Raw genomic sequence first — 19,853 nt, 5'->3', positions numbered from 1 at the left:
CCCCCCCCCCCGTACGTCCGCACCACCCCGTTCCGCGACCCCGCACGTCCGACGAGGAGGCCCCACCGTGCGCCCACCGATCCTGCGACGCCTGCTCCGCCGCGTCGCCTCCGTCGCCGTACTGACCCTGCTCGCCGCGCAGCCGGTCTCCGCGGCCGCCGCGCCCGCGGCCCCGGCCGCCGCCGGACTCCAGCAGGTCACCGGCTTCGGCTCGAACCCCGGCAACCTCCAGATGTTCGCCTACACCCCCGACGGCGTCGCGGCCGGAGCGCCCCTGGTGGTCGCCCTGCACGGCTGCACCCAGTCGGCGAACGCGTACTACACCAACTCGGGCTGGACCAAGTACGCCGACCTCTGGGGCTTCGACGTCGTCTTCCCGCAGACCACCGCGGCGAACAACGCGCTGTCCTGCTTCGGCTGGTTCGACCAGGCCGAGAGCACGCGGGGCCGGGGCGAGGCGGCGTCCATCGTGCAGATGGTCGAGTACGCGAAGCAGACGTACGGCTCCGACGGCCGCCGGGTCTACGTCACCGGGCTGTCGGCGGGCGGCGGGATGACCGCCGATCTGCTCGCCGCCTACCCGGACGTCTTCGCGGGCGGGTCCGTGGCCTCCGGGCTGCCCGCGCAGTGCGCCACCAGCCAGGCCGGGGCCTCGGCCTGCCAGACGGGCCCGCAGAAGCTGTCGCCCGCCCAGTGGGGCGACAAGGTCCGCGCCTCCTACCCGGGCTGGACCGGCCCGTGGCCCCGGGTCGCGATCTGGCAGGGCACCTCCGACTACACGGTCTACCCGGCCAACGCGACGGCGCTGCGCGACCAGTGGACCGACGTCTGGGGCATCGGCCAGACCCCGTCCAGCACCCGGAGCCTGCCCGGCAACACCACCCTGAGCGTGTACGACGACGCGTCCGGGCAGCCCGCCGTGGAGACGTTCTCGGTGTCCGGCATGGGGCACGGCCTGCCGGTGAGCCCGGGGTCGGGTGCCGAGCAGTGCGGGTCGACCGCCGCGTACTTCCTGAACACGATCTGCTCGGCGTACCACACGGGCGTGTTCTGGGGACTGGACAAGGAGACGCCCGGCGGTGGGGGCGGGCTGCCCGCCCCGGCCGGCCTGAAGGTCACCGGGGTCACGGACAACAGCGCCTCACTGGCCTGGAACGCGGTCACGGGCGCCGCCTCCTACACGGTGTACCGCGACGGCGCGAAGGTCACCACGACCGCCTCGACGTCCTTCACGGACACCGGGCTGACCGCCGGCACCTCCTACCGCTACTCCGTGACCGCGGCCGACCCCTCGGGGACCGCCGGGGCGGGCTCGTCGGCCGTCACCGCGACGACGTCGGGCGGTACGGCCCCGGCCCGGTGCTTCACCGCGACGAACTACGCGCATGTGGCGGCCGGCCGGGCGCACACCTCGGGCGGGCACGCCTACGCGAACGGATCGGAGCAGGACATGGGGCTGTACAACGTGTTCGTCACCCACACGCTCCGGGAGTCACCGGCGGGCCACTTCGTGATCGCCGACTCGGGGTGTCAGGCCGGGTCCGCGTAGCCGGCCCTGATCTTCCCCGGCAGCCGGCAGCCGTCCTCGACCGCGGTGAGGGAGACGGTCCTGGCGGTGTCGGCGTCGGCGTAGTACCGGGCGTACAGCTTCCAGCCCCGCTTGGCGAGGGTGCGGTAGGTGACGTCGCGTTCGGCGTGGCTGGAGACGATCTCCCAGTCGTGCTGCCGCAGCCGCAGCACCGTCGCCTCGAACGCGCCGGCGGCGTCCGCCGCCGGCGCGTAGCCCGTCCACGGGGCGACGCACGTGTGCCAGTCGCCCTGCGGCAGCGCGGCCGTGGAGGTGTCGCCCGGCGGGAGGCCGGCGGCCCGTGCGAAGCCGGCTATCTCGTCGGCGACCGTCTCCGTGGTGAACGGCGGGGTCGTCTCCGGGGAGGCGGCCGGGGCGCTCCCGCTGTCGCTGATGAGGCCGCAGCCCGTCGTCACCGTCATGAATCCGGCTGCCACGGCGGCGGCCGCCGTGCCTCTTCCCGTTCCGCGCACTGAATGCTTCCCACCCGGTCGTCGCACCCGCACGGGCCCGCGCCCGTGTGACCCCCGCCGGAGTTTCGCACGGGCTCTGACCTGCTGGGAAGGCCCCTCGTCCACGGGGTGCGGCTGTCCGCCCGGAGGGGGCCGGGAGCGCCCCGGTAGAGTGGGCGGGTCGTCATCATGCCCGTACAGGGGGAAGCCGGTGCGAATCCGGCGCCGACCCAACCCCTACGCGCTCGGCTCCGCTCGAGCAGGGGAAACCCCATTCGAGAGGCCCAGTCCGCCATGTCCGTACGCCGCCGCGCGGCAGCGCTCGCGATCACCGCCGTGCTCTGTGGAACGGCCGCCCCGGTGGCGGTCGCCGCGCCGAGTCCGTCCCCGTCCCCCTCCACCCCGGACCTTCCGGCGGGGCTGTACGGCACCAAGGACCCGACGTACGACGGGGTGTGGCGCCAGTCGCTGGCCTTCCTGGCCCAGAAGATCGAGCTGGTCACGCCCGCCACGAAGTCGGTGGACTGGCTCGTCGGCCAGCAGTGCGACAGCGGCGCCTTCGCCTCCTACCGCGACGCCTCCAAGCCCTGCGACGACAAGACGGTCGCGGACACCAACGCCACGGCGGCGGCGGTCCAGGCCATGGTCGAGCTGGCCGTGCACCGTGAGGTCGTGGACAACGGGGTCACCTGGCTGAAGTCCGTGCAGAACGAGGACGGCGGCTGGGGCTACAACGCGGGCAGCCCGAGCGACGCCAACTCCACCGCCGTCGTGACCGGGGCGCTGGCGCGGGCGGGTGTGCCGCTCGCCGACGTCACCACGGCGGGCGGGAAGACGCCGTACACGGCGCTGCAGACGTTCGCGCTGCCGTGCGGGGGCGAGGGCGGCGGGGCGTTCGCGTACCAGCCGGACAAGGACGGGAAGCTCACCGCCAACGCGGACGCCACGGCGGCCGCGGTCATCGGCGCGATGGGCAAGGGCATGGCCGCGGGCAACTCCAACGCGGTGAAGGCCCCCGTCTGCACCAAGGGCACGGACCTCACCGCCGAGCAGTCCGCGCAGAACGGCGCGTACTACCTGGCGAAGACGCTCGCCGGGTCGGGGCGCCTGGATCTGCCGCCGATGCCGGGCGCCGAGGAGTCCGCGCCGCAGCCGGACTTCGGCAACACGGCGGACGCGGTCGTGGCGCTGGCGGCGTCCGGCCACAAGGACAAGGCCGCCGAGGCGGTCACCTATCTGGAGAAGCACGCCCAGGGCTGGGCGAAGGACGGCGGCCCCGCCGCCACCGCCCAGCTGGTCCTCGCCGTCCACGCGACCGGCGGCAACGCCCGGGACTTCGGCGGCGTGGACCTCGTCCGCCAGCTCAACGCGACGGGCCCGGCGCCCGCCGCCACCGCCGTGCCCTCGCCGACCGCGACGGCACCTTCGAGGCCCGCGGACACGAGCAGCGACGACGAGGGCCTGGGCCTCTGGTGGATCATCGGCATCGGCCTCGCCTTCGGCGCCGGCATCGGCTTCCTGCTCAGCGGACGCCGGAAGAACCAGCAGCTGTGAGGCGCCCGCTGCGGACCGCGGCGGTGCTCCTCCTCGTCGGCGCCGTCCTGGCCGTGCTGGGCGCGGGGAGCGCGCAGGCGGCCGGTTACCGCTACTGGTCGTTCTGGGAGAGCGACGGCGGGAAGAACTGGACGTACGCCACCCAGGGGCCCTCCCTGGTCCGCCCGGACGACGGCGCGGTGCAGGGCTTCCGTTTCTCGGTGAGCGCCGACTCCCAGGACTCGGCGCAGCCGCGCCGCGCGCCCGCCTTCGGGGCCGTCTGCGCCGACACCCCGGCCAAGGACGGCCTGAAGCGGGTCGCGCTGGTCATCGACCCGGGGACGGCGGCGGACGCACCGGACGGCGAGAAGCCGCCCGCCCTGCGCACCGCCTGTGCCCAGGTGGCGCCGGACGCGAGCACGGCGGAAGCCCTGGCCGCGGTGGCGAAGCCGCTGCGGTACGACAGCTCCGCGATGCTGTGCGCGATCTCCGGCTACCCGCGGTCGGGCTGCGGTGAGCAGGTCGACGGCGGGTCCGGTGCCACACAGTCCGGCGATCCGGCCACGGCGTCCGCCACCGGCGACGACGCGTCCTCCGGCGGCTCCGACGGCGGCGGCCCCTCGGTGGGGGTGCTCACCGGTGTCGGCGCGGTGCTGGTCCTGGGTGCCGCCGCCGTGTTCCAGGCCCGCCGCCGCCGATGACCCGCTCCACGGGCCCGGCCCGGCTCCGCCCTGCCCTGCGCGCCCCCGAGGCGACCCGCGCCAACGCCCTGCCGGCCGGGGCCTGGTGGCTGTGGGCGCTGGGGCTCGCGACCGCCGCCTCCCGTACGACCAACCCGCTGTTGCTCGGGCTGCTGGTGGGCGTCGCCGGATACGTGGTGGCGGCCCGCCGTACGGACGCGCCGTGGGCCCGTTCGTACGGGGCGTTCATCAAGCTCGGGCTGTTCGTCGTCGGCGTACGGCTGGTGTTCTCCGTCCTCCTCGGCTCCCCGGTGCCCGGCACGCACGGCCTGTTCACGCTGCCCGAGGTGCCGATGCCCGACTGGGCGCAGGGGGTCAGGATCGGCGGCCGGGTCACGGCGGAACAGCTGGTCTTCGCCCTGTACGACGGCGCGAAGCTGGCCACCCTGCTGATCTGCATCGGCGCGGCGAACTCGCTGGCCAACCCGGCCCGGCTGCTGAAGTCGCTGCCGGGCGCCCTGTACGAGGTGGGGGTCGCCGTCGTCGTCGCCATGACGTTCGCGCCGAACATGGTCGCGGACGTGGCACGGCTGCGGACCGCCCGCCGGCTGCGCGGCCGTCCGACCGGCGGCATCGGGGCGGTGCTCCAGATCGGGCTGCCGGTCCTGGAGGGCGCGCTGGAGCGGTCGGTGGCCGTCGCGGCGTCGATGGACGCGCGGGGGTACGGGCGCACCGCCCAGGTCCCGCCCGCCGTCCGCCGCACCACCCATGTGCTGACGCTCGGCGGGCTGCTGGGGGTCTGCGCGGGGACGTACGGGCTGCTGGCCGCGCAGGGCGCCGTGCACGGGCTGCCGCTGCTGCTGGCCGGGCTGCTCGCCGCGCTGGCGGGGCTCAGGCTCGGCGGGCGCCGCTCGGTGCGTACCCGCTACCGGCCGGACCGCTGGGGCGTACGCGCCTGGCTCGTCGCGGGCTCGGGCGCGGCCGTCGCGGCGGCGATGATCTGGGCGGGCGCCTCGGCCCCGGACGCCCTGCACCCGGGCGTCGTCCCGCTCGCGGCCCCCGTACTCCCGCTGTGGCCCGCCGCCGCCGTGCTGATCGGCCTGCTGCCCGCCGCGGTGGCGCCCCTGCCCACCGGCGTGACCCCGCCCGCGGTGGCAGCGGCCCCCGCCGGGGTGGCGGCCCCCGCAGTGGCGACACCCGTTTCCCCCTCGGACTCCAAGGAGCGCTCATGATCCGGTTCGAGAACGTCTCGGTGCGGTACGAGGGCGCGGAGCGCCCCACCCTGTCCGGGGTCGACCTCACGATCCCCGAGGGCGAACTGGTGCTGGTCGTCGGCCCGTCCGGTGTCGGCAAGTCGACACTGCTGGGTGCCGTCTCCGGTCTCGTCCCGCACTTCACCGGCGGGGCGCTGACCGGCCGGGTCACCGTCGGCGGCCGTGACACCCGCACCCACAAGCCGCGTGAACTCGCCGACCTGGTCGGCACGGTCGGCCAGGACCCGCTCGCCCACTTCGTGACGGACACCGTCGAGGACGAGCTGGCGTACGGCATGGAGTCGCTCGGCCTCGCCCCGGACGTGATGCGGCGCCGCGTCGAGGAGACGCTGGACCTGCTCGGGCTGGCGGAGCTGCGCGACCGGCCGATCGCCACGCTCTCCGGGGGCCAGCGCCAACGGGTCGCGATCGGCTCGGTCCTCACCCCGCACCCCAGGGTCCTGGTACTCGACGAGCCGACGTCCGCCCTGGACCCGGCCGCCGCCGAGGACGTCCTCGCGGTCCTCCAGCGGCTGGTGCACGACCTGGGCACCACGGTGCTGATGGCCGAACACCGCCTGGAGCGCGTCGTGCAGTACGCCGACCAGGTCCTCCTGCTCCCGGAGCCCGGCGCCGCCCCGGTGATGGGCGCACCCGCCGGCATCATGGCGCTCTCGCCCGTACGGCCGCCGGTGGTGGCCCTGGGCCGGCTCGTGGGCTGGGATCCGCTGCCGCTGTCGGTGCGCGACGCCCGGCGCCGCGCGGTGGACCTGCGCGCGCGGCTGGCCGACGTCGAACCCCCGGCGCGCGAGACCCCCGCGGACGCCGCGGTGGCCCCGCTCCCCTCCCCCGCCGGCGCCCGCCCGGGTCTGCTGGCCCGGCTCTTCGGCCGCCGCCCCGGGCCCGGCCCCGCGAAGCCCCCGGCCCAGGGCCCCGTCGTCCGCGTCGAGGGGCTCGGGGTACGGCACGGCCGGGTCCAGGCGCTGCGCGGGGTGACGCTGTCCGTCGCGCCGGGCGAGACCGTGGCCCTGATGGGCCGTAACGGCGCGGGCAAGTCGACCCTGCTGACGACCCTCGTCGGGATGACCGCGCCGACCACCGGGTCCGTCCTCGTCGGCGGCCAGGAGCCGTCCCGTACGCCGCCGCGCGACATGGTGCGCCGCGTCGGACTCGTACCCCAGGAACCGCGCGATCTGCTGTACGCGGACACGGTCGCCGCCGAGTGCGCGGCGGCGGACTCCGACGCGGGCGCGCCCTCCGGCAGCTGCCGGGCACTGGTCTGCGAACTGCTGCCCGGGGTGCCGGACGACATCCACCCCCGCGACCTCTCCGAGGGGCAGCGGCTGGCACTGGCCCTCGCCCTGGTCCTCACCGCCCGGCCCCCGCTCCTCCTCCTGGACGAGCCGACGCGCGGCCTGGACTACGCGGCGAAGGCACGGCTCGTCGGCGTGCTGCGCCGGCTGGCCGCCGAGGGCCACGCCATCATCCTGGCCACGCACGACGTGGAGCTGGCGGCCGAACTGGCGCACCGGGTGGTGATCCTGGCCGACGGTGAGGCCGTCGCCGACGGCCCGACCCGCCAGGTCGTGGTCTCCTCCCCCGCCTTCGCCCCGCAGACCGCGAAGATCCTGGCGCCCCGGGAGTGGCTGACGGTCTCGCAGGTGCGCACGGCCCTGGAGGGCCTGGCATGACGGCCCCGTCCGCCCGCCCGGTCCGGCTCGGCCCGCACGCCGTCGCCGCGCTCGTCCTGATCAGCGCGGTCGGACTGGTCGCCTTCGGCTGGCCGCTGCTGGCGGGCGCCGACTCCGGTCTCGCCCACGCGCAGGACGCGCCCTGGCTCTTCGCCGTCCTGCTGGTGCTGCTGGTCGGGGTGGTCCTCGCGACGATCGCGGACTCCGGCCTGGACGCGAAGGCCGTGGCGATGCTGGGCGTCCTCGCCGCGGTCGGGGCCGCGCTGCGACCGCTGGGCGCGGGGACGGCCGGCCTGGAGCCGATGTTCTTCCTGATGGTGCTGAGCGGCCGGGTGCTGGGCCCCGGCTTCGGCTTCGTGCTCGGCTCGGTCACCATGTTCGCCTCGGCGCTGCTCACCGGCGGCGTCGGGCCGTGGATGCCGTTCCAGATGCTGTCGATGGGCTGGTTCACCATGGGCGCCGGCCTGCTGCCCGGACCGGACCGGCTGCGCGGCCGGGGCGAACTGCTGATGCTGGCGGCGTACGGCTTCGTCGCGGCGTTCGCGTACGGCACGGTGATGAACCTGTACGGCTGGACGATCGTGCCGGGCCTCGGCACGGGGGTCTCCTTCGTCGCGGGCGACCCGCTCACCGAGAACCTGGTCCGCTTCCTCGCCTACTGCGCCGCCACCTCGCTCGGCTGGGACCTGGGCCGCGCCGCCCTCACCGTCGTCCTCACCGTCGCGATCGGCCCGACGCTGCTGGGGGCCCTGCGCCGGGCCACCCGCCGCGCCGCGTTCGACGCGCGGGCGGCCTTCCGGGACCCGGTGGACTGACCGGGCTTTACGCCTTGCTGCCCGCCGGTTCGGCCACGGGCCCCTCGGCGGGCGCCTCCTCCCCGGGCTCCGGCCGCACGCCCGCCTCGGTGACGCCGTCGGCCCCGTCACCGGCGGCCCGGAGCCTGCGCGGTCCGGCGAGGACGTACGTCAGCCCGAAGCCCGCGCCCACCACCGCCGCACCGCCGACCGCGTCCAGCACCCAGTGGTTGCCGGTCGCGACGATGGCGGAGACCGTGAACAGCGGGTGCAGCAGACCCAGCACCTTCATCCACACCTTCGGCGCGAGCAGCAGGATCACCACACCGCACCAGAGCGACCAGCCGAAGTGCAGCGACGGCATCGCCGCGTACTGGTTGGTCACCGCCGTCAGCGCACCGAAGTCGGGGCTGTCGAGGTCCTGCACTCCGTGCACGGTGTCGATGAATCCGAGCCCCGGCATCAGGCGCGGCGGCGCCAGCGGGTAGAGCCAGAAGCCGAGCAGCGCGAGGACCGTGGCGAAGCCGATGGTGGAGCGGGCCCAGCGGTAGTCGGAGGGCCGGCGCACGTACAGCACACCGAGGATCGTGAGCGGCACGATGAAGTGGAACGTCGAGTAGTAGTAGTCGAAGAAGTCGCGCAGCCAGGGGATCGCGACCACGGTGTGGTTCGCCCAGTGCTCGATGTCGATGTGCAGCCACTGCTCGGCCGCGTGGATCTGCCCGCCGTGCTCCTCGGCGGTGGAGCGCCCGGCGGTCGCCGCCAGGCGGACCTTCGCGTACGCGGAGTAGACGACCCGGATGAGCAGGAGTTCCAGCAGGAGGTTGGGGCGGCTGAGGACCCGGCGCCAGACCGGCAGCAGCGGCACCCACGCGAACCGCGCCGGGACCGGCTTCGCGTAGTCCGTGGGAACCGGCCGCTGCCAGTGGGGCGAGGTGCGGGACAGGAACGGCACGGCGCAGGCGGCGCCGAGCGCGGCGATCAGCAGCACGTTGTCGCGTACGGGAAGGACCACGCCGACGTTCGGCAGCAGCATCTTCCCCGGCAGGGTGAGGACGAGCACCACGACCGCGGGCCAGACCAGCCGGTCCGAGGCCCGGGTGCCGGCCCGGCCGACGACGGCGAGCAGCACCCAGAGCAGCTGGTGCTGCCAGGCGGTGGGCGACACCGCGACGGCGACACAGCCGGTGACGGCGACCGCCAGGAGGAGCTGCCCGTCCCGCGCGTAGCGGGCCGCACGGCGCAGACCGAGGACGGCCACGACGACGGCCAGCACCAGGAACAGGGCGATCTCCGCCGGACCCTGGAGCCCGAACCGCAGCAGCGCCCCGTGCAGGGACTGGTTGGCCAGACTGTCGGGGCGGTCACCGAGCCCGGCGCCCGCGAGGTGGTGCACCCAGTACGCCCAGGAGTCACGCGGCATCACCACCCAGGCCAGCGCGGTGCAGACGGCGAAGGTGGCACCGCCGCTGACGGCCGCCCGGCGTCTGCCGGTCAGCCAGAACAGGACGGCGAAGAGCAGGACGGCCGGCTGGAGCGCCGCCGCGACACCGGTGAGCACACCGGGCAGGCGCTCCCCGCGTACGGCGAAGCAGGCGAGGAGCACCAGCAGGACCGGCAGGATGCTGGTCTGGCCGAGGTGCAGGGTGGTGCGGACGGGCAGCGACACCATCAGCAGGGTGATCGCGAGGGGCGCGGCCAGGAACGCCGTACGCCGGCTCACCGGTGCGGGCAGGGCACGGACGGCGACGAAGCCGAGCGCCACGACGAGCAGCAGCGAACCGAACGTCCAGACGACACCGAGGGCCTGCTCCGCCGAGACCGTCAGGGGCCTGAGCACCAGCCCGGCGAACGGCGTGCCGGTGAACCGGCCCGGGTCGTACAGGGAGCCCGCGATGTGCAGGACCCCGGTCGCCCCGGTCCAGGTCTCCAGATCGGTGAGGCGTTCACCGGGCGGCCGGCGCAGCACCACCGCCACCTGCCGTACCGCCAGGACCCCGACGACCATCCAGAGGACGGCTCGGACCACCGTGGCTCTCGCCCCCGGATCCGCCGCCGCGTCCCCCCGCACACTGCGCTCCACATCTGCCACGCTGCGCCGACCCTCCCGTTTCCATGCACTGTCCCCAAGGCCCGGGTATGTGCGGATGAAGCCTCGCATTGCCCCATGAGCCAGACCCAATCAACCCCCTCTTAGCCTGACTGTCACCACTGATTTGCCGAAAGAATGCCCGAATACCGCCGGCGGGAGGCTCGCGCGGCCGTCGCCGGGCCGCACGCGTGGAGCGGAGTCATCCCTCGTGCCGTCATCCCTCGTACGCCGGGATGTCCGCCTGCCAGCCCGCGAAGAGCGGGACGTCGGCCGTGCCGTCCAGGACGACGACGCCGAAGGGCCGGTCGAAGGCGATGTGCCGTACGGCCCGGGGCCTCGGGGCCGCGGAGCGCGTGGCCACGACCGTGACGGCCGCCGCCTCCACGCCGTTCTCGGCGATCTTCACCACCGCTTCCTGGACCGCCTCGGAGAGATGGACGGGGACGGGCGAGAGTCCGGAGAAGTCCGCCGCCGCGGGGTCGGTCGCCCGCCGTACGCCGAGCGCCGCCAGCTGGTCGGTGATCCGGATCTTTGTCCGCAGGGTGAAGCGCGGCAGGGCGAAGGTCACCGCGTCGGCGTCGACCGGGACGTGCGATTCCTGCGGGGCCCACGCCAGGGGAAGGACCTGGGCGGCCTGCCGGCCGGGCTCCCCGAGGACGAACCTGACCCGCGCCGGTGGCGGGCCGCCGGGCTCCGTACGGCAGCGCAGTTCGACGACGTACGCGCCGGACGCCGTCCACGCGCCGCCGCGCCGGGCCGGCGCGTGCATCGTCGGCACGGGCCCGGTCGTGCCCGCCGCGTCGGTGAAGGGGAGGTCACGGGTGCGCGCCCGGTCGAACGGCGTCTCCCAGAGCGCCTTCAGGGCCAGCACGTTGACCAGGGCCAGCGCGGTGCCGGCGCCGAGGTCCAGCGGCAGGCGTTCGACGAGGCCGCCCGTACACGCGCGGACCCATGCGTCGATCTCCGTGGTGTCGACCGGGCCGAAGGCGATGTCCGGCAGCGACCGTTCGTAGTGCGGGTCGAGCGGTACGCCGTTCCACACCCGGGTCGCCACGCTCACCGCCTCGGTGCCTCCCCAGTCCCGCGCCGCCCCGGTGACCACGGCTGCGGCCTCCGGGCCCGCCGCGCCGAGCAGCGCCCGCAGTTCGGCGGCCGTCTCCGTACGGGCACCCGCGGCGAGGGCCGTAAGGGCCATCCACAGTCCGGCGGGTGAGCACACGAAGCCGCCCCCGCCGCGGCGCGCCAGCTCCCGTATCCACCGCTCGCCGAGCCTTCGGACGTCCGCCTCCGGTGAGGTGTCCCGCATGATCGCCGCCTCCCACGCCGTAATCGTTGGCCATGCCTGTCACACAACGGCCAGAATGACGCCATGACCTGGACCGTGACCCCCGAACACGTCGGCAGCCCCGATGCCGCCCTGCTGCGGCGGGACTACTACGACGAGGTGGCGAGCCGTTACTGGGGCCGCCCGGCGACCACGGCGGAGATCGACGACGGTCTCAGGGACGACGGCGCCGGCCTGCTGGCCCCGCCCACGGGGGAGTTCCTGGTGGGACGGTACGACGGCAAGCCGGCGAGCTGCGCGGGCCTGCGGCTGGTCGACGCGGGGACGGCGGAGCTGACCCGGGTGTTCGTACGGCCCGCGTTCCGCTCGACGGGCGGGGGCGGCCTGCTGCTCGCGGGCATCGAGAGCGCGGCGCGGGCGTTCGGGGTGCGGCGGATCCGGCTGGACACCCGCAACGACCTGGTGGAGGCGCGCGGGCTGTACGCGAAGCACGGGTACGCGGAGATCCCGGCGTTCAACCAGGGCCCTTACGCCGAGCACTGGTTCGCGAAGGAGCTCTGAGTCCGTCCGGGGGCCGACGGGTGTCAGCCCACGGAGTGGTCGCGGCGCGGTTCCGGCATGTGCGGCCGCTCCTTGCTCGACCCGCTCACCTCGGCGGACAGCTCCGTGACCAGGTGGATCAGGTCGGTGGGCCGGTCCGGGCCCCACCAGTCGCCCAGCAGCTCGGCCAGGGACTCCTCGCGGGCCTGGGAAAGGCGGACCACGGCCTCCGCGCCCTTCTCGGTGAGCACCAGCTGCATGCCCTCGCGGCGGGCGAAGCCGTGCCCCTCCACCTGCCGGGCGGCGGAGGTGATCACCCGCAGCGGCACGGGGGCGACCTCGGCCAGCCGGCCGGGCTCGACGGTGCCGTGCCGCTTGATGCGCAGCAGGAGCCAGCTGGCGGCGGGCTGCAGGTCGTACCCGGCCTTCTCGGTGATCTTCTCGTAGATCTCCCGGCGCCCCTCCCGGGTGGCGAGCACCGACAGGGCGCGGGCGCATTCGTCGTACGAGGAGCGGTGGACCGGGTTCGACGCCAGGGTCTCGGTGGTGTCGGGCGCCGTCACCGAGCCGCGCAGGGGCTCCTCCTTGAGGAACCAGGCGAAGACGAAGGCGACAAGGACGACGGGTGCGGCGTAGAGGAAGACGTCGGTGATCGAGGTGGAGTAGGCGGTGAGCACGGACGGGCGCAGGTCCGCGGGGAGGCGGCCGATGGCGCGGGGGTCGGCGGCCAGTGCCCCGGCGTCGACGCCGGGCGGCAGGGAACGGCCGCTGAGCGCGGCCTCCAGTTTGCCGGTCAGCCGGTTGGTGAAGATCGTGCCGAACACGGCCACGCCGAAGGACGCGCCGATGGAGCGGAAGAAGGTGGCCCCGGAGGTGGCGACGCCGAGGTCCTCGTAGCCGACGGAGTTCTGCACGATCAGCACGAGCACCTGCATCACCAGGCCGAGTCCGGCGCCGAAGACGAAGAAGCAGAGGCTCATCGTCCAGGTGGAGCTGGTCTCGGAGAGCGTGTGGAGCAGGAGCAGGCCGACGACGGTGAGGGCGGTGCCGGCGATCGGGAAGACCTTCCAGCGGCCCGTACGGCTGACGATCTGGCCGGAGCCGGTGGAGGTGAGCAGCAGGCCGAGGACCATGGGCAGCATGTGCACACCGGACAGGGTCGGGGTGATGCCGTGGACGACCTGGAGGAAGGTCGGCAGATAGGTCATCGCGCCGAACATCGCGAAGCCGATGACGAAGCTGATGACGGCGACGAGGCTGAAGGTCCGCTGCCTGAACAGCTTCAGCGGCAGAACCGGCTCGGCAGCGCGGCGCTCGGCCGCGACGAAGGCGACGAGCAGCACCACGGCGAGGACGGCGAGGACGATGATCTGCGCCGAGCCCCAGGCCCAGGTGGTCCCGCCGAGTGAGGCGACGAGGATCAGGCAGGTGACGACGGAGGCGATCAGGAAGGTGCCGAGGTAGTCGATGGTGTGCTTGGTGCGGCGGACCGGGATGTGCAGGGCCGCGGCGATGACGAGCAGCGCTACGATGCCGACGGGCAGGTTGATGTAGAAGACCCAGCGCCAGCTGAGGTGCTCGGTGAAGAAGCCGCCGAGCAGCGGTCCCAGCACGCTGGTCACCCCGAACACCGCGCCGAACAGGCCCTGGTACTTGCCGCGTTCGCGTGGGGTGACGATGTCGCCGACGATCGCCATCGACAGCACCATCAGCCCGCCACCGCCGAGGCCCTGGAGGGCGCGGAAGCCGATGAGCTGGGGCATGTTCTGGGCCATGCCGCAGAGCGCGGAGCCGATGAGGAAGATGACGATGGCCGTCTGGAAGAGCCGCTTGCGTCCGTACTGGTCGCCGAGCTTGCCCCAGAGCGGGGTGGCCGCGGTCGCCGCCAGCAGGTAGGCGGTCACCACCCATGACAGATGGTCCAGGCCGCCCAGTTCGCTGACGATCGTGGGCAGGGCCGTGGACACGATGGTCTGATCGAGTGCGGCGAGGAGCATGCCGAGAAGCAGTGCGCCGATGGACACCAGGACATTCCGCCGGGACCGCCCCTCACCTGCTGCAAGGGGTGGCGGGCTCAACTGCTGGGCCATGAGCATCTCCTCGGGTCCGCTTCACCCCTATCCTGGCCGCTGTGTGCCGTTATGGCCTGCCGAGCAGCGGTACGGGCGTCGGGCTCGCGCGAGGCGGCCTGCATAATCGCAGGCAGTTCAATGGGGAGGGGAACCCACGATGACCGGACATATGTGCCCGGAGTGCGGCGGCGAGCAGGGCGCGAGACCCGGGGCGGGATGCGCCTGCGGAGCCCGTACGGCCGACCGGGACGCCCGGTCGGCGGAGATCGCGGCGGCGGAGGACTTCGACCCGCTGCGGATCCGCCCCTACGTGACGCTGAACAGCGACGACACCTCGGACCCGTACGCGGCGCAGGGGGGCCGCGGCCAGGACACCGGGGGCGCGCACGCGGCGCAGGGGGACGGCTCGGGCCGGAGCGCTTACGCGACGATGGGGATGGGGACGGGCGACGGCGACACCCGGGGCATGCCCCTGGCCCCGGGCGGCGGCGGGGAGCACGACGCGCCGGGCCCGGAGGCAGCGGCCACGACGATGCCGCTGTTCCTGGACGGCGTGCGCGGCGGGGCGCTGGACGGCACTGCGGGCGGGGTGCGTGGCAGCGCGTCGGACGGCTCTGCGGGCGGGGCGGCCGGGGCGGGGCGGGGGCCCGGGCCGGGTGTGCCGCCTGACGCCTCCGCGGTGGACGAGGCCCGTCGGCGTACGGCCGCGGCCTATGCGGGCAGTGGCCCCGATCCCGTGCAGCCGCGCCGCCGGCGGCCTTTCGCCGTCGTCGCCGTGGGGGCGGCGGTGGCCGCGGTGGTGGGCACGGCCGCGTTCGCGAGCGGCCTATTCGACGACGAGGACCGCCGGGAGGCTGCACTGCCCGAGGTGACGTCGAGCGTGCCGGACGCGGGCGGGGAGCCGGCGGCGTCCGTGTCGGAGTCCCCGTCCGCGTCACCCTCGGCCACGCCGTCCCGGTCGGCGTCGGCGTCGCCCTCGGCGTCCCCGTCCCCCTCGAAGAGCCCCTCGGCCTCACGCTCGGCGACCGCTTCGGCGTCGCCCTCGCCCTCGGCGTCCGCGACGAAGGCCCCGGCCACGACCGCGGCGGCGCCACCGGCCGAGGAGGCGTCCGGGACCACGCTGCGGCGCGGGGACCGGGGCGCGGAGGTCTCCGAGCTCCAGCGGCGGCTCCAGGAGATCTGGGTCTACCGGGGGCCGGACGACGGCGACTACTCGGAGCGGGTGGAGCAGGCCGTCGCGGAGTACCAGCGCTGGGTCTCGGTCCAGGGCGATCCGTCCGGCGTCTACGGCCCGGAGACACGGCGCGCCCTGGAGGCGCAGACGAGCGGCCGGGGGCGCCGGTCCTGAGGGGCGGGTTCCGTGCGAGGGCGGGCTTCGCCGTGGGTCGGGTCCGTGGGATTGGCGTTTCGGCGACGGTTTTTGTATCGTGATGGAACAAAGTAGCCTCCGCCCGTTCTCCCTGACCGGCGGGCGGGGCTGCTTGTTTTCTTCACCCGCAGCTACGAGCTGTTTCCCCCGCGCTCTGGAGCATGCCGATGTCGGCCACCGTCCTCGAAGCCCGCGCCCTCCTGCTGGACATGGACGGCACCCTCGTGAATTCCGACGCGGTGGTGGAGCGCTGCTGGCGGCGCTGGGCGATCGCCCAGGGGCTCGACCCCGAGGCCGCCCTCAAGGTCGTCCACGGCCGTCAGGGTTACGCGACGATGGCCGCCCTGCTCCCGGACCGCCCCATGGAGCAGAACTACGCGGAGAACCGGATCATGCTCGCCGAGGAGACCGCCGACACGGACGGCGTGGTGCCCATCGGCGGCGCTCCCGCCTTCATGGCGTCGATCGCCGGGCTCCCCCACGCACTCGTGACCTCGGCCGACGAGGCACTCGCCCAGGCGAGGATGACGGCGGCGGCCCTGCCGGTGCCGGAGACCCGTGTCACCGCCGAGATGGTCGGCGCGAGCAAGCCGGACCCCGAGGGCTTCCTCAAGGGCGCCGCCGAGCTGGGCTTCGACCCGGCGGACTGCATCGTGTTCGAGGACTCCGAGGCGGGCATCGCGGCGGGCCGCGCGGCCGGCATGCGCGTCGTGGGCGTCGGCCCGCGCGCGGCGGCGCTCTCCCCCGACGCCCATGTCGAGGACCTGACGCAGCTCCGGGTGGAGACGGTCGCGGACGGTTCGATCCGTCTGCACGTCGACGCCCGCTAGCCCGCCAGGCACCCCGCTCCGGGGGGCCGACACCGGCGTACCGAACGGCACACCCTGGGCTCCGGGAGCGCCCCGCCTCGCTCGCGGGGCAGGACCCACCCGCGTTCACTGCGCGGTGCGGCGCCGCCCCGCACTCACTCGCGGTGCAGCACCCCCCGCGCTATCAGTTCCAGCACCAGCGCGACGGCGACCGCCTGCACCGCCATCAGTGCCACCAGGACGAACAGCTGCACGGCGCCCGCCTCCACCGGTGAGGCGCCGCCCAGCAGCATGCCCACGAACGCCCCGGGCAGCGTGACGAGCCCCACGGTCCTGGTCTGGTCGAGACCCGGCAGCAGCGCGTCCGACGCCGCGGGGCGGGCGATCTCCAGCCGGGCGTCACGGTCCGGCAGCCCGAGCGCCATCCCGGCCTCCACCTCCCCGCGCCGCGAACCGAGTTCGTCCAGCGCGCGCCGCCCGCCGAGCACCGTCGCGGTGAGCGCGCCCCCGATGAGGATGCCCGTGACCGGGATCAGCGCGATGCCGCGCAGCGGCAGGAGCCCGGTGAGCAGGAGTGCCACCACCACCGGGACCACGCCCGCCGCGATCGGCAGGGCGGCCCACCACCAGGTGCGGTTGGGGGTGATCCGCCGGCCCGCGGTGCGCACGGCGACCGCGAACATCAGCAGCAGGAAGCCGAGCAGGGGCCCCGGCGAGCGCACCACCCAGCCGATGAGCAGGGAGACGGCGGCCAGTTGGGCCGCGGCCCGCACCCCGGCGACGGCGATCTCGCGGGACCGGCCCAGCGACGCCCAGGCCGCGACCGCCGCGGCGGACACCAGGAGCACAGCGAGCACGACCCCGAGCGCGGGACTGACCGGAAGCAGCACGCGGTCACCCTAGAGGGGCGTCCGCACCCCCCGGAACTGTGGGTCCGTCACCCCTTCGCGTCGAACACCCTTCGGACGGGACGTCAGACCGACCGTCCTACCTCTTGATGTGACGTGCGCATGTCGTCACTCTGTTACCTGACGACCACCCCACCGAAACCCGGCGCCGTCACGATGGCCGGGCTCGCAGGTCGCCCGCTCAACAGCCCCCCACATCAAGGGAGTTCGAATGTCCGGTATCTACGCGCGTCGCATAGCCGTTCTGGCCGCCTCGGCCGCACTCGCCGCCACCACGGGACTTCTCACCGCCCCGACCGCCCAGGCCGCGATGCCCACGCCGGTCGCCGCCTCCACCGCCCGTACGTATCTGAGCCAGCTCACCGTCTCCGCCGAGGGCTCCTCCTCCGGCTACAGCCGCGACAAGTTCCCGCACTGGATCACGCAGTCGGGCGCCTGCAACACCCGCGAGGTGGTGCTGAAGCGTGACGGCACCGGTGTCGTCCAGGACTCCTCCTGCGCCGCGACCAGCGGCACGTGGTACTCGGAGTACGACGGCGCCACCTGGACCGCCGCGGCCGATCTGGACATCGACCACATGGTCCCCCTCGCCGAGGCCTGGCGCTCGGGGGCCAGCGGCTGGACCACCGCCCAGCGCCAGTCCTTCGCGAACGACCTGACCCGGCCGCAACTGATCGCGGTCACCGACAACGTCAACCAGTCCAAGAGCGACCAGGACCCGGGCGAGTGGCTCCCCTCACGCGCCGCCTACCGCTGCACCTACGCCCGTGCCTGGGTGCACGTGAAGCACTACTACGGCCTCAGCGTCGACACCACCGAGAAGAGCGCCCTGCAGTCCGTCCTCAACGGCTGCTGACCGACCCTCCCGCCCCGGCGGAACCAACCCGCCCTCCTCCGTCGTTCCGTACCCTACGGAGCCATCGGTGACGGCGACGCGAGGAGGGCACACATGGCCGGGCTACGCCTGGGACCACTGCTGAGGTACGTCGACTGGGAGTCCGGCTCCCGGGCGACGGTCTGGGTGGAGGCGACCAGGCCCTGCACGGCGGAGGTCCGCTGCGCGGACGGGGCGTCGGGGAGCTCCCCCACCTTCGCCGTCCAGGGCCACCACTACGCCCTGGTGGTGGTGACGGGCCTGGCACCCGGCTCGACCACGCCGTACGAGGTGCTGCTCGACGGCCGCCGCGTATGGCCGCCCGAGGAGTCACGCTTCCCGCCGAGCACCATCACCACCCCTGCCGTGCCGCAGCCGGAGGAGGCAGGTCCGGTCCGGGTCGCGTTCGGCTCCTGCCGCTGGGCGGCCCCACCGGCCCACGGCCACGGCTCCCGCCTGCACCCGGGCACGAGAGACCCGTCCCCAACCACGGGAGACCCTTCCCCAAGCTCTCGGCTCCGCTCGAGCAGGGGAGACCCGTCCCCAAGCTCTCGACTTCGCTCGAGCAGGGGAGACCCCATCGGCCCCGACGCGCTCGACGCGTTGGCGTCGCGGCTCGCCTCCGACCCCGAAGCCGTACGCCCCGACGTCCTGCTGCTCCTCGGCGACCAGGTGTACGCGGACGAGACGTCGCCGGCCACCCGCCGACGGCTCGCCGCCCGCCGCGACCTGGACGAGGCTCCCGGCGCGGAGGTCGCGGACTACGAGGAGTACACGCACCTCTACGACGAGTCCTGGCAGGACCCGGAGGTGCGATGGCTGCTCTCCACCGTCCCCAGCTGCATGATCTTCGACGACCACGACGTCGTGGACGACTGGAACACCAGCGCCGCCTGGGTCCAGGACATGCGCCGCACACCCTGGTGGCACGAGCGGATCGTCAGCGGGCTCATGTCGTACTGGGTCTACCAGCACCTGGGCAACCTCTCCCCCGAGGCCCTGGAGGCCGACCCGGTCTACGCCGCCGTGCGCGCCGCGCCCGACGGCACCGAGACCCTGCGGGCCCACGCGGCGTCCGCGGACGCCGATCCCACACGGGTCCGGTGGAGCTACCGGCGTGTTTTCGGCCGAGTACGGCTGCTGATGGTGGACACCCGGGCGGCCCGCTCCCTGGAGGAGCAGCAGCGGTCGATGCTCCGCGCCGAGGAGGAGCGGTGGCTGCGCGACGAGATGCTCACGGACCCCGGCGCGTACGACCATCTCCTGATCGGCACCTCCCTGCCGTGGCTGCTGCCGCCCCTCATACACGACGCGGAGACCTGGAACGCCGCGCTGTGCCGCGGGGACCGGGGCGAGCGCTGGGCGCGGCTCGGGGAGAAGGTGCGCCGGGCCGGTGACCTGGAGCATTGGGCCGCGTTCCCGGAGTCCTTCCGCCGTCTTTCGGAGCTGCTGCGGGAGGCGGGCCGTGGATCCGACGCACCCGCGACGGTATGCGTGCTCTCGGGCGATGTGCACCATGCGTACGTCACCGAGCCCCAGTGGTCCGCTTCCGACCCGGACGGCACGCCCGCCGCACGCGTCCTGCAACTGACCTGCTCTCCCGTCCACAACTCCATCCCCGCGTACGTGCGCGCCGGATTCCGGTTCGGCTGGAGCCGGGCGGGCCGGTGGCTCGGCCGGGCCCTGAGGCTCCACGGACGGACCGGGCGCCCTCCGATGGACTGGCGCAAGACGGGTGGGCCGTGGTTCGGCAACCAGCTGATGACGCTCACCCTGCATGGCCGGAAAGCTGCGCTGACATTGGTTCAGGCCAGGGCCAAGCCCGCAGGCGCACAGCTCGAGACCGTTCTGGAGCGCACGCTGACGTCGAACTGATGACCAATTTTCAGCCAGTCGACAGAATGTTGAACTTGCAAGCACAAGTGAGGCCACCC

Annotated in this window: 16 protein-coding genes; 11 read left to right on the top strand and 5 right to left on the bottom strand. The window is 74.1% G+C overall.

Going from position 1 to position 19,853, the window contains the following annotated elements:
* Positions 1-67: 67 nt before the first annotated feature.
* Entirely contained in the window at positions 68-1,549 is a 1,482-nt protein-coding gene (locus tag JKV81_RS13680; protein ID WP_202076088.1) for an extracellular catalytic domain type 1 short-chain-length polyhydroxyalkanoate depolymerase, read from the top strand.
* Here the strand turns inward: JKV81_RS13680 and JKV81_RS13675 are convergent.
* Entirely contained in the window at positions 1,531-1,989 is a 459-nt protein-coding gene (locus JKV81_RS13675; protein WP_202076086.1) for a hypothetical protein, read from the bottom strand. The two genes, JKV81_RS13680 and JKV81_RS13675, sit on opposite strands and share 19 nt — an antisense overlap.
* Before the next feature lie 324 nt (positions 1,990-2,313).
* On the opposite strand from JKV81_RS13675, the gene JKV81_RS13670 reads away from it, so the two are divergent.
* From JKV81_RS13670 to JKV81_RS13650, 5 genes are read left to right on the top strand one after another with little or no spacing between them, the layout of a single operon-like run.
* Positions 2,314-3,573 (top strand): SCO2321 family membrane protein, encoded by a 1,260-nt coding sequence (locus tag JKV81_RS13670; RefSeq protein WP_202076084.1) that lies wholly within the window; start codon positions 2,314-2,316, stop codon positions 3,571-3,573.
* Entirely contained in the window at positions 3,570-4,253 is a 684-nt protein-coding gene (locus tag JKV81_RS36535) for an SCO2322 family protein (protein ID WP_129262569.1), read from the top strand. The genes JKV81_RS13670 and JKV81_RS36535 overlap by 4 nt, the downstream gene beginning before the upstream one ends.
* Complete coding sequence (locus JKV81_RS13660) at positions 4,250-5,464, top strand: energy-coupling factor transporter transmembrane protein EcfT (RefSeq protein ID WP_236056525.1); 1,215 nt, start codon at positions 4,250-4,252, stop codon at positions 5,462-5,464. Before JKV81_RS36535 ends, JKV81_RS13660 begins: the two co-directional genes overlap by 4 nt.
* Complete coding sequence (locus JKV81_RS13655; protein ID WP_129262571.1) at positions 5,461-7,176, top strand: ABC transporter ATP-binding protein; 1,716 nt, start codon at positions 5,461-5,463, stop codon at positions 7,174-7,176. The genes JKV81_RS13660 and JKV81_RS13655 overlap by 4 nt, the downstream gene beginning before the upstream one ends.
* Positions 7,173-7,991 carry an ECF transporter S component gene (locus tag JKV81_RS13650; RefSeq protein WP_129262573.1) on the top strand — a complete coding sequence of 273 codons (819 nt, stop codon included), beginning with the start codon at positions 7,173-7,175 and terminating at the stop codon, positions 7,989-7,991. Before JKV81_RS13655 ends, JKV81_RS13650 begins: the two co-directional genes overlap by 4 nt.
* A 7-nt stretch (positions 7,992-7,998) precedes the next feature.
* Here JKV81_RS13650 and JKV81_RS13645 read toward each other — a convergent pair whose 3' ends face one another.
* Together JKV81_RS13645 and JKV81_RS13640 are read right to left on the bottom strand one after the other, a co-directional pair.
* Positions 7,999-10,062, bottom strand: a complete 2,064-nt coding sequence (locus JKV81_RS13645; protein ID WP_129262575.1) for a bifunctional glycosyltransferase 87/phosphatase PAP2 family protein — start codon at positions 10,060-10,062, stop codon at positions 7,999-8,001.
* A 214-nt stretch (positions 10,063-10,276) separates the two neighbouring features.
* Positions 10,277-11,368, bottom strand: a complete 1,092-nt coding sequence (locus JKV81_RS13640) for a serpin family protein (protein ID WP_129262577.1) — start codon at positions 11,366-11,368, stop codon at positions 10,277-10,279.
* Positions 11,369-11,431: 63 nt separating this feature from the next.
* Here JKV81_RS13640 and JKV81_RS13635 point away from each other — a divergent pair, with 63 nt between their 5' ends.
* A complete protein-coding gene (locus tag JKV81_RS13635) occupies positions 11,432-11,908 on the top strand; it encodes a GNAT family N-acetyltransferase (RefSeq protein WP_129262579.1) in 477 nt (158 codons plus the stop codon).
* Between the two features lie 23 nt (positions 11,909-11,931).
* Here JKV81_RS13635 and JKV81_RS13630 read toward each other — a convergent pair whose 3' ends face one another.
* Entirely contained in the window at positions 11,932-13,977 is a 2,046-nt protein-coding gene (locus JKV81_RS13630; RefSeq protein WP_202076082.1) for an MDR family MFS transporter, read from the bottom strand.
* Between the two features lie 139 nt (positions 13,978-14,116).
* Here JKV81_RS13630 and JKV81_RS13625 point away from each other — a divergent pair, with 139 nt between their 5' ends.
* Together JKV81_RS13625 and JKV81_RS13620 are read left to right on the top strand one after the other, a co-directional pair.
* Positions 14,117-15,307, top strand: a complete 1,191-nt coding sequence (locus tag JKV81_RS13625) for a peptidoglycan-binding protein (protein ID WP_202076081.1) — start codon at positions 14,117-14,119, stop codon at positions 15,305-15,307.
* Between the two features lie 188 nt (positions 15,308-15,495).
* Entirely contained in the window at positions 15,496-16,158 is a 663-nt protein-coding gene (locus JKV81_RS13620) for an HAD-IA family hydrolase (RefSeq protein WP_129262585.1), read from the top strand.
* Positions 16,159-16,292: 134 nt separating this feature from the next.
* Here JKV81_RS13620 and JKV81_RS13615 read toward each other — a convergent pair whose 3' ends face one another.
* On the bottom strand, positions 16,293-17,027 hold the full coding sequence (locus tag JKV81_RS13615) for an ABC transporter permease (protein ID WP_202076079.1): 735 nt from the start codon (positions 17,025-17,027) through the stop codon (positions 16,293-16,295).
* A gap of 229 nt (positions 17,028-17,256) precedes the next feature.
* Here JKV81_RS13615 and JKV81_RS13610 point away from each other — a divergent pair, with 229 nt between their 5' ends.
* Complete coding sequence (locus JKV81_RS13610) at positions 17,257-17,901, top strand: HNH endonuclease family protein (protein ID WP_129262589.1); 645 nt, start codon at positions 17,257-17,259, stop codon at positions 17,899-17,901.
* Between the two features lie 93 nt (positions 17,902-17,994).
* Positions 17,995-19,794 carry an alkaline phosphatase D family protein gene (locus JKV81_RS13605; RefSeq protein ID WP_202076077.1) on the top strand — a complete coding sequence of 600 codons (1,800 nt, stop codon included), beginning with the start codon at positions 17,995-17,997 and terminating at the stop codon, positions 19,792-19,794.
* Positions 19,795-19,853 lie beyond the last annotated feature (59 nt).

This window comes from Streptomyces silvae (assembly GCF_016745505.1).
Classification (GTDB): Bacteria; Actinomycetota; Actinomycetes; order Streptomycetales; family Streptomycetaceae; genus Streptomyces; species Streptomyces silvae.
Note: the sequence above shows the minus strand (reverse complement) of the source record. Positions and strands in the feature narration are given on the sequence as shown.

Coding starts and splice junctions, on each gene's coding strand:
- JKV81_RS13675 (WP_202076086.1), bottom strand. CDS start 1,989: ATGACGGTGACGACGGGCTGCGGCCTCATCAGCGACAGCGGGAGCGCC.
- JKV81_RS13670 (WP_202076084.1), top strand. CDS start 2,314: ATGTCCGTACGCCGCCGCGCGGCAGCGCTCGCGATCACCGCCGTGCTC.
- JKV81_RS13660 (WP_236056525.1), top strand. CDS start 4,250: ATGACCCGCTCCACGGGCCCGGCCCGGCTCCGCCCTGCCCTGCGCGCC.
- JKV81_RS13655 (WP_129262571.1), top strand. CDS start 5,461: ATGATCCGGTTCGAGAACGTCTCGGTGCGGTACGAGGGCGCGGAGCGC.
- JKV81_RS13650 (WP_129262573.1), top strand. CDS start 7,173: ATGACGGCCCCGTCCGCCCGCCCGGTCCGGCTCGGCCCGCACGCCGTC.
- JKV81_RS13640 (WP_129262577.1), bottom strand. CDS start 11,368: ATGCGGGACACCTCACCGGAGGCGGACGTCCGAAGGCTCGGCGAGCGG.
- JKV81_RS13635 (WP_129262579.1), top strand. CDS start 11,432: ATGACCTGGACCGTGACCCCCGAACACGTCGGCAGCCCCGATGCCGCC.
- JKV81_RS13630 (WP_202076082.1), bottom strand. CDS start 13,977: ATGGCCCAGCAGTTGAGCCCGCCACCCCTTGCAGCAGGTGAGGGGCGG.
- JKV81_RS13625 (WP_202076081.1), top strand. CDS start 14,117: ATGACCGGACATATGTGCCCGGAGTGCGGCGGCGAGCAGGGCGCGAGA.
- JKV81_RS13620 (WP_129262585.1), top strand. CDS start 15,496: ATGTCGGCCACCGTCCTCGAAGCCCGCGCCCTCCTGCTGGACATGGAC.
- JKV81_RS13610 (WP_129262589.1), top strand. CDS start 17,257: ATGTCCGGTATCTACGCGCGTCGCATAGCCGTTCTGGCCGCCTCGGCC.
- JKV81_RS13605 (WP_202076077.1), top strand. CDS start 17,995: ATGGCCGGGCTACGCCTGGGACCACTGCTGAGGTACGTCGACTGGGAG.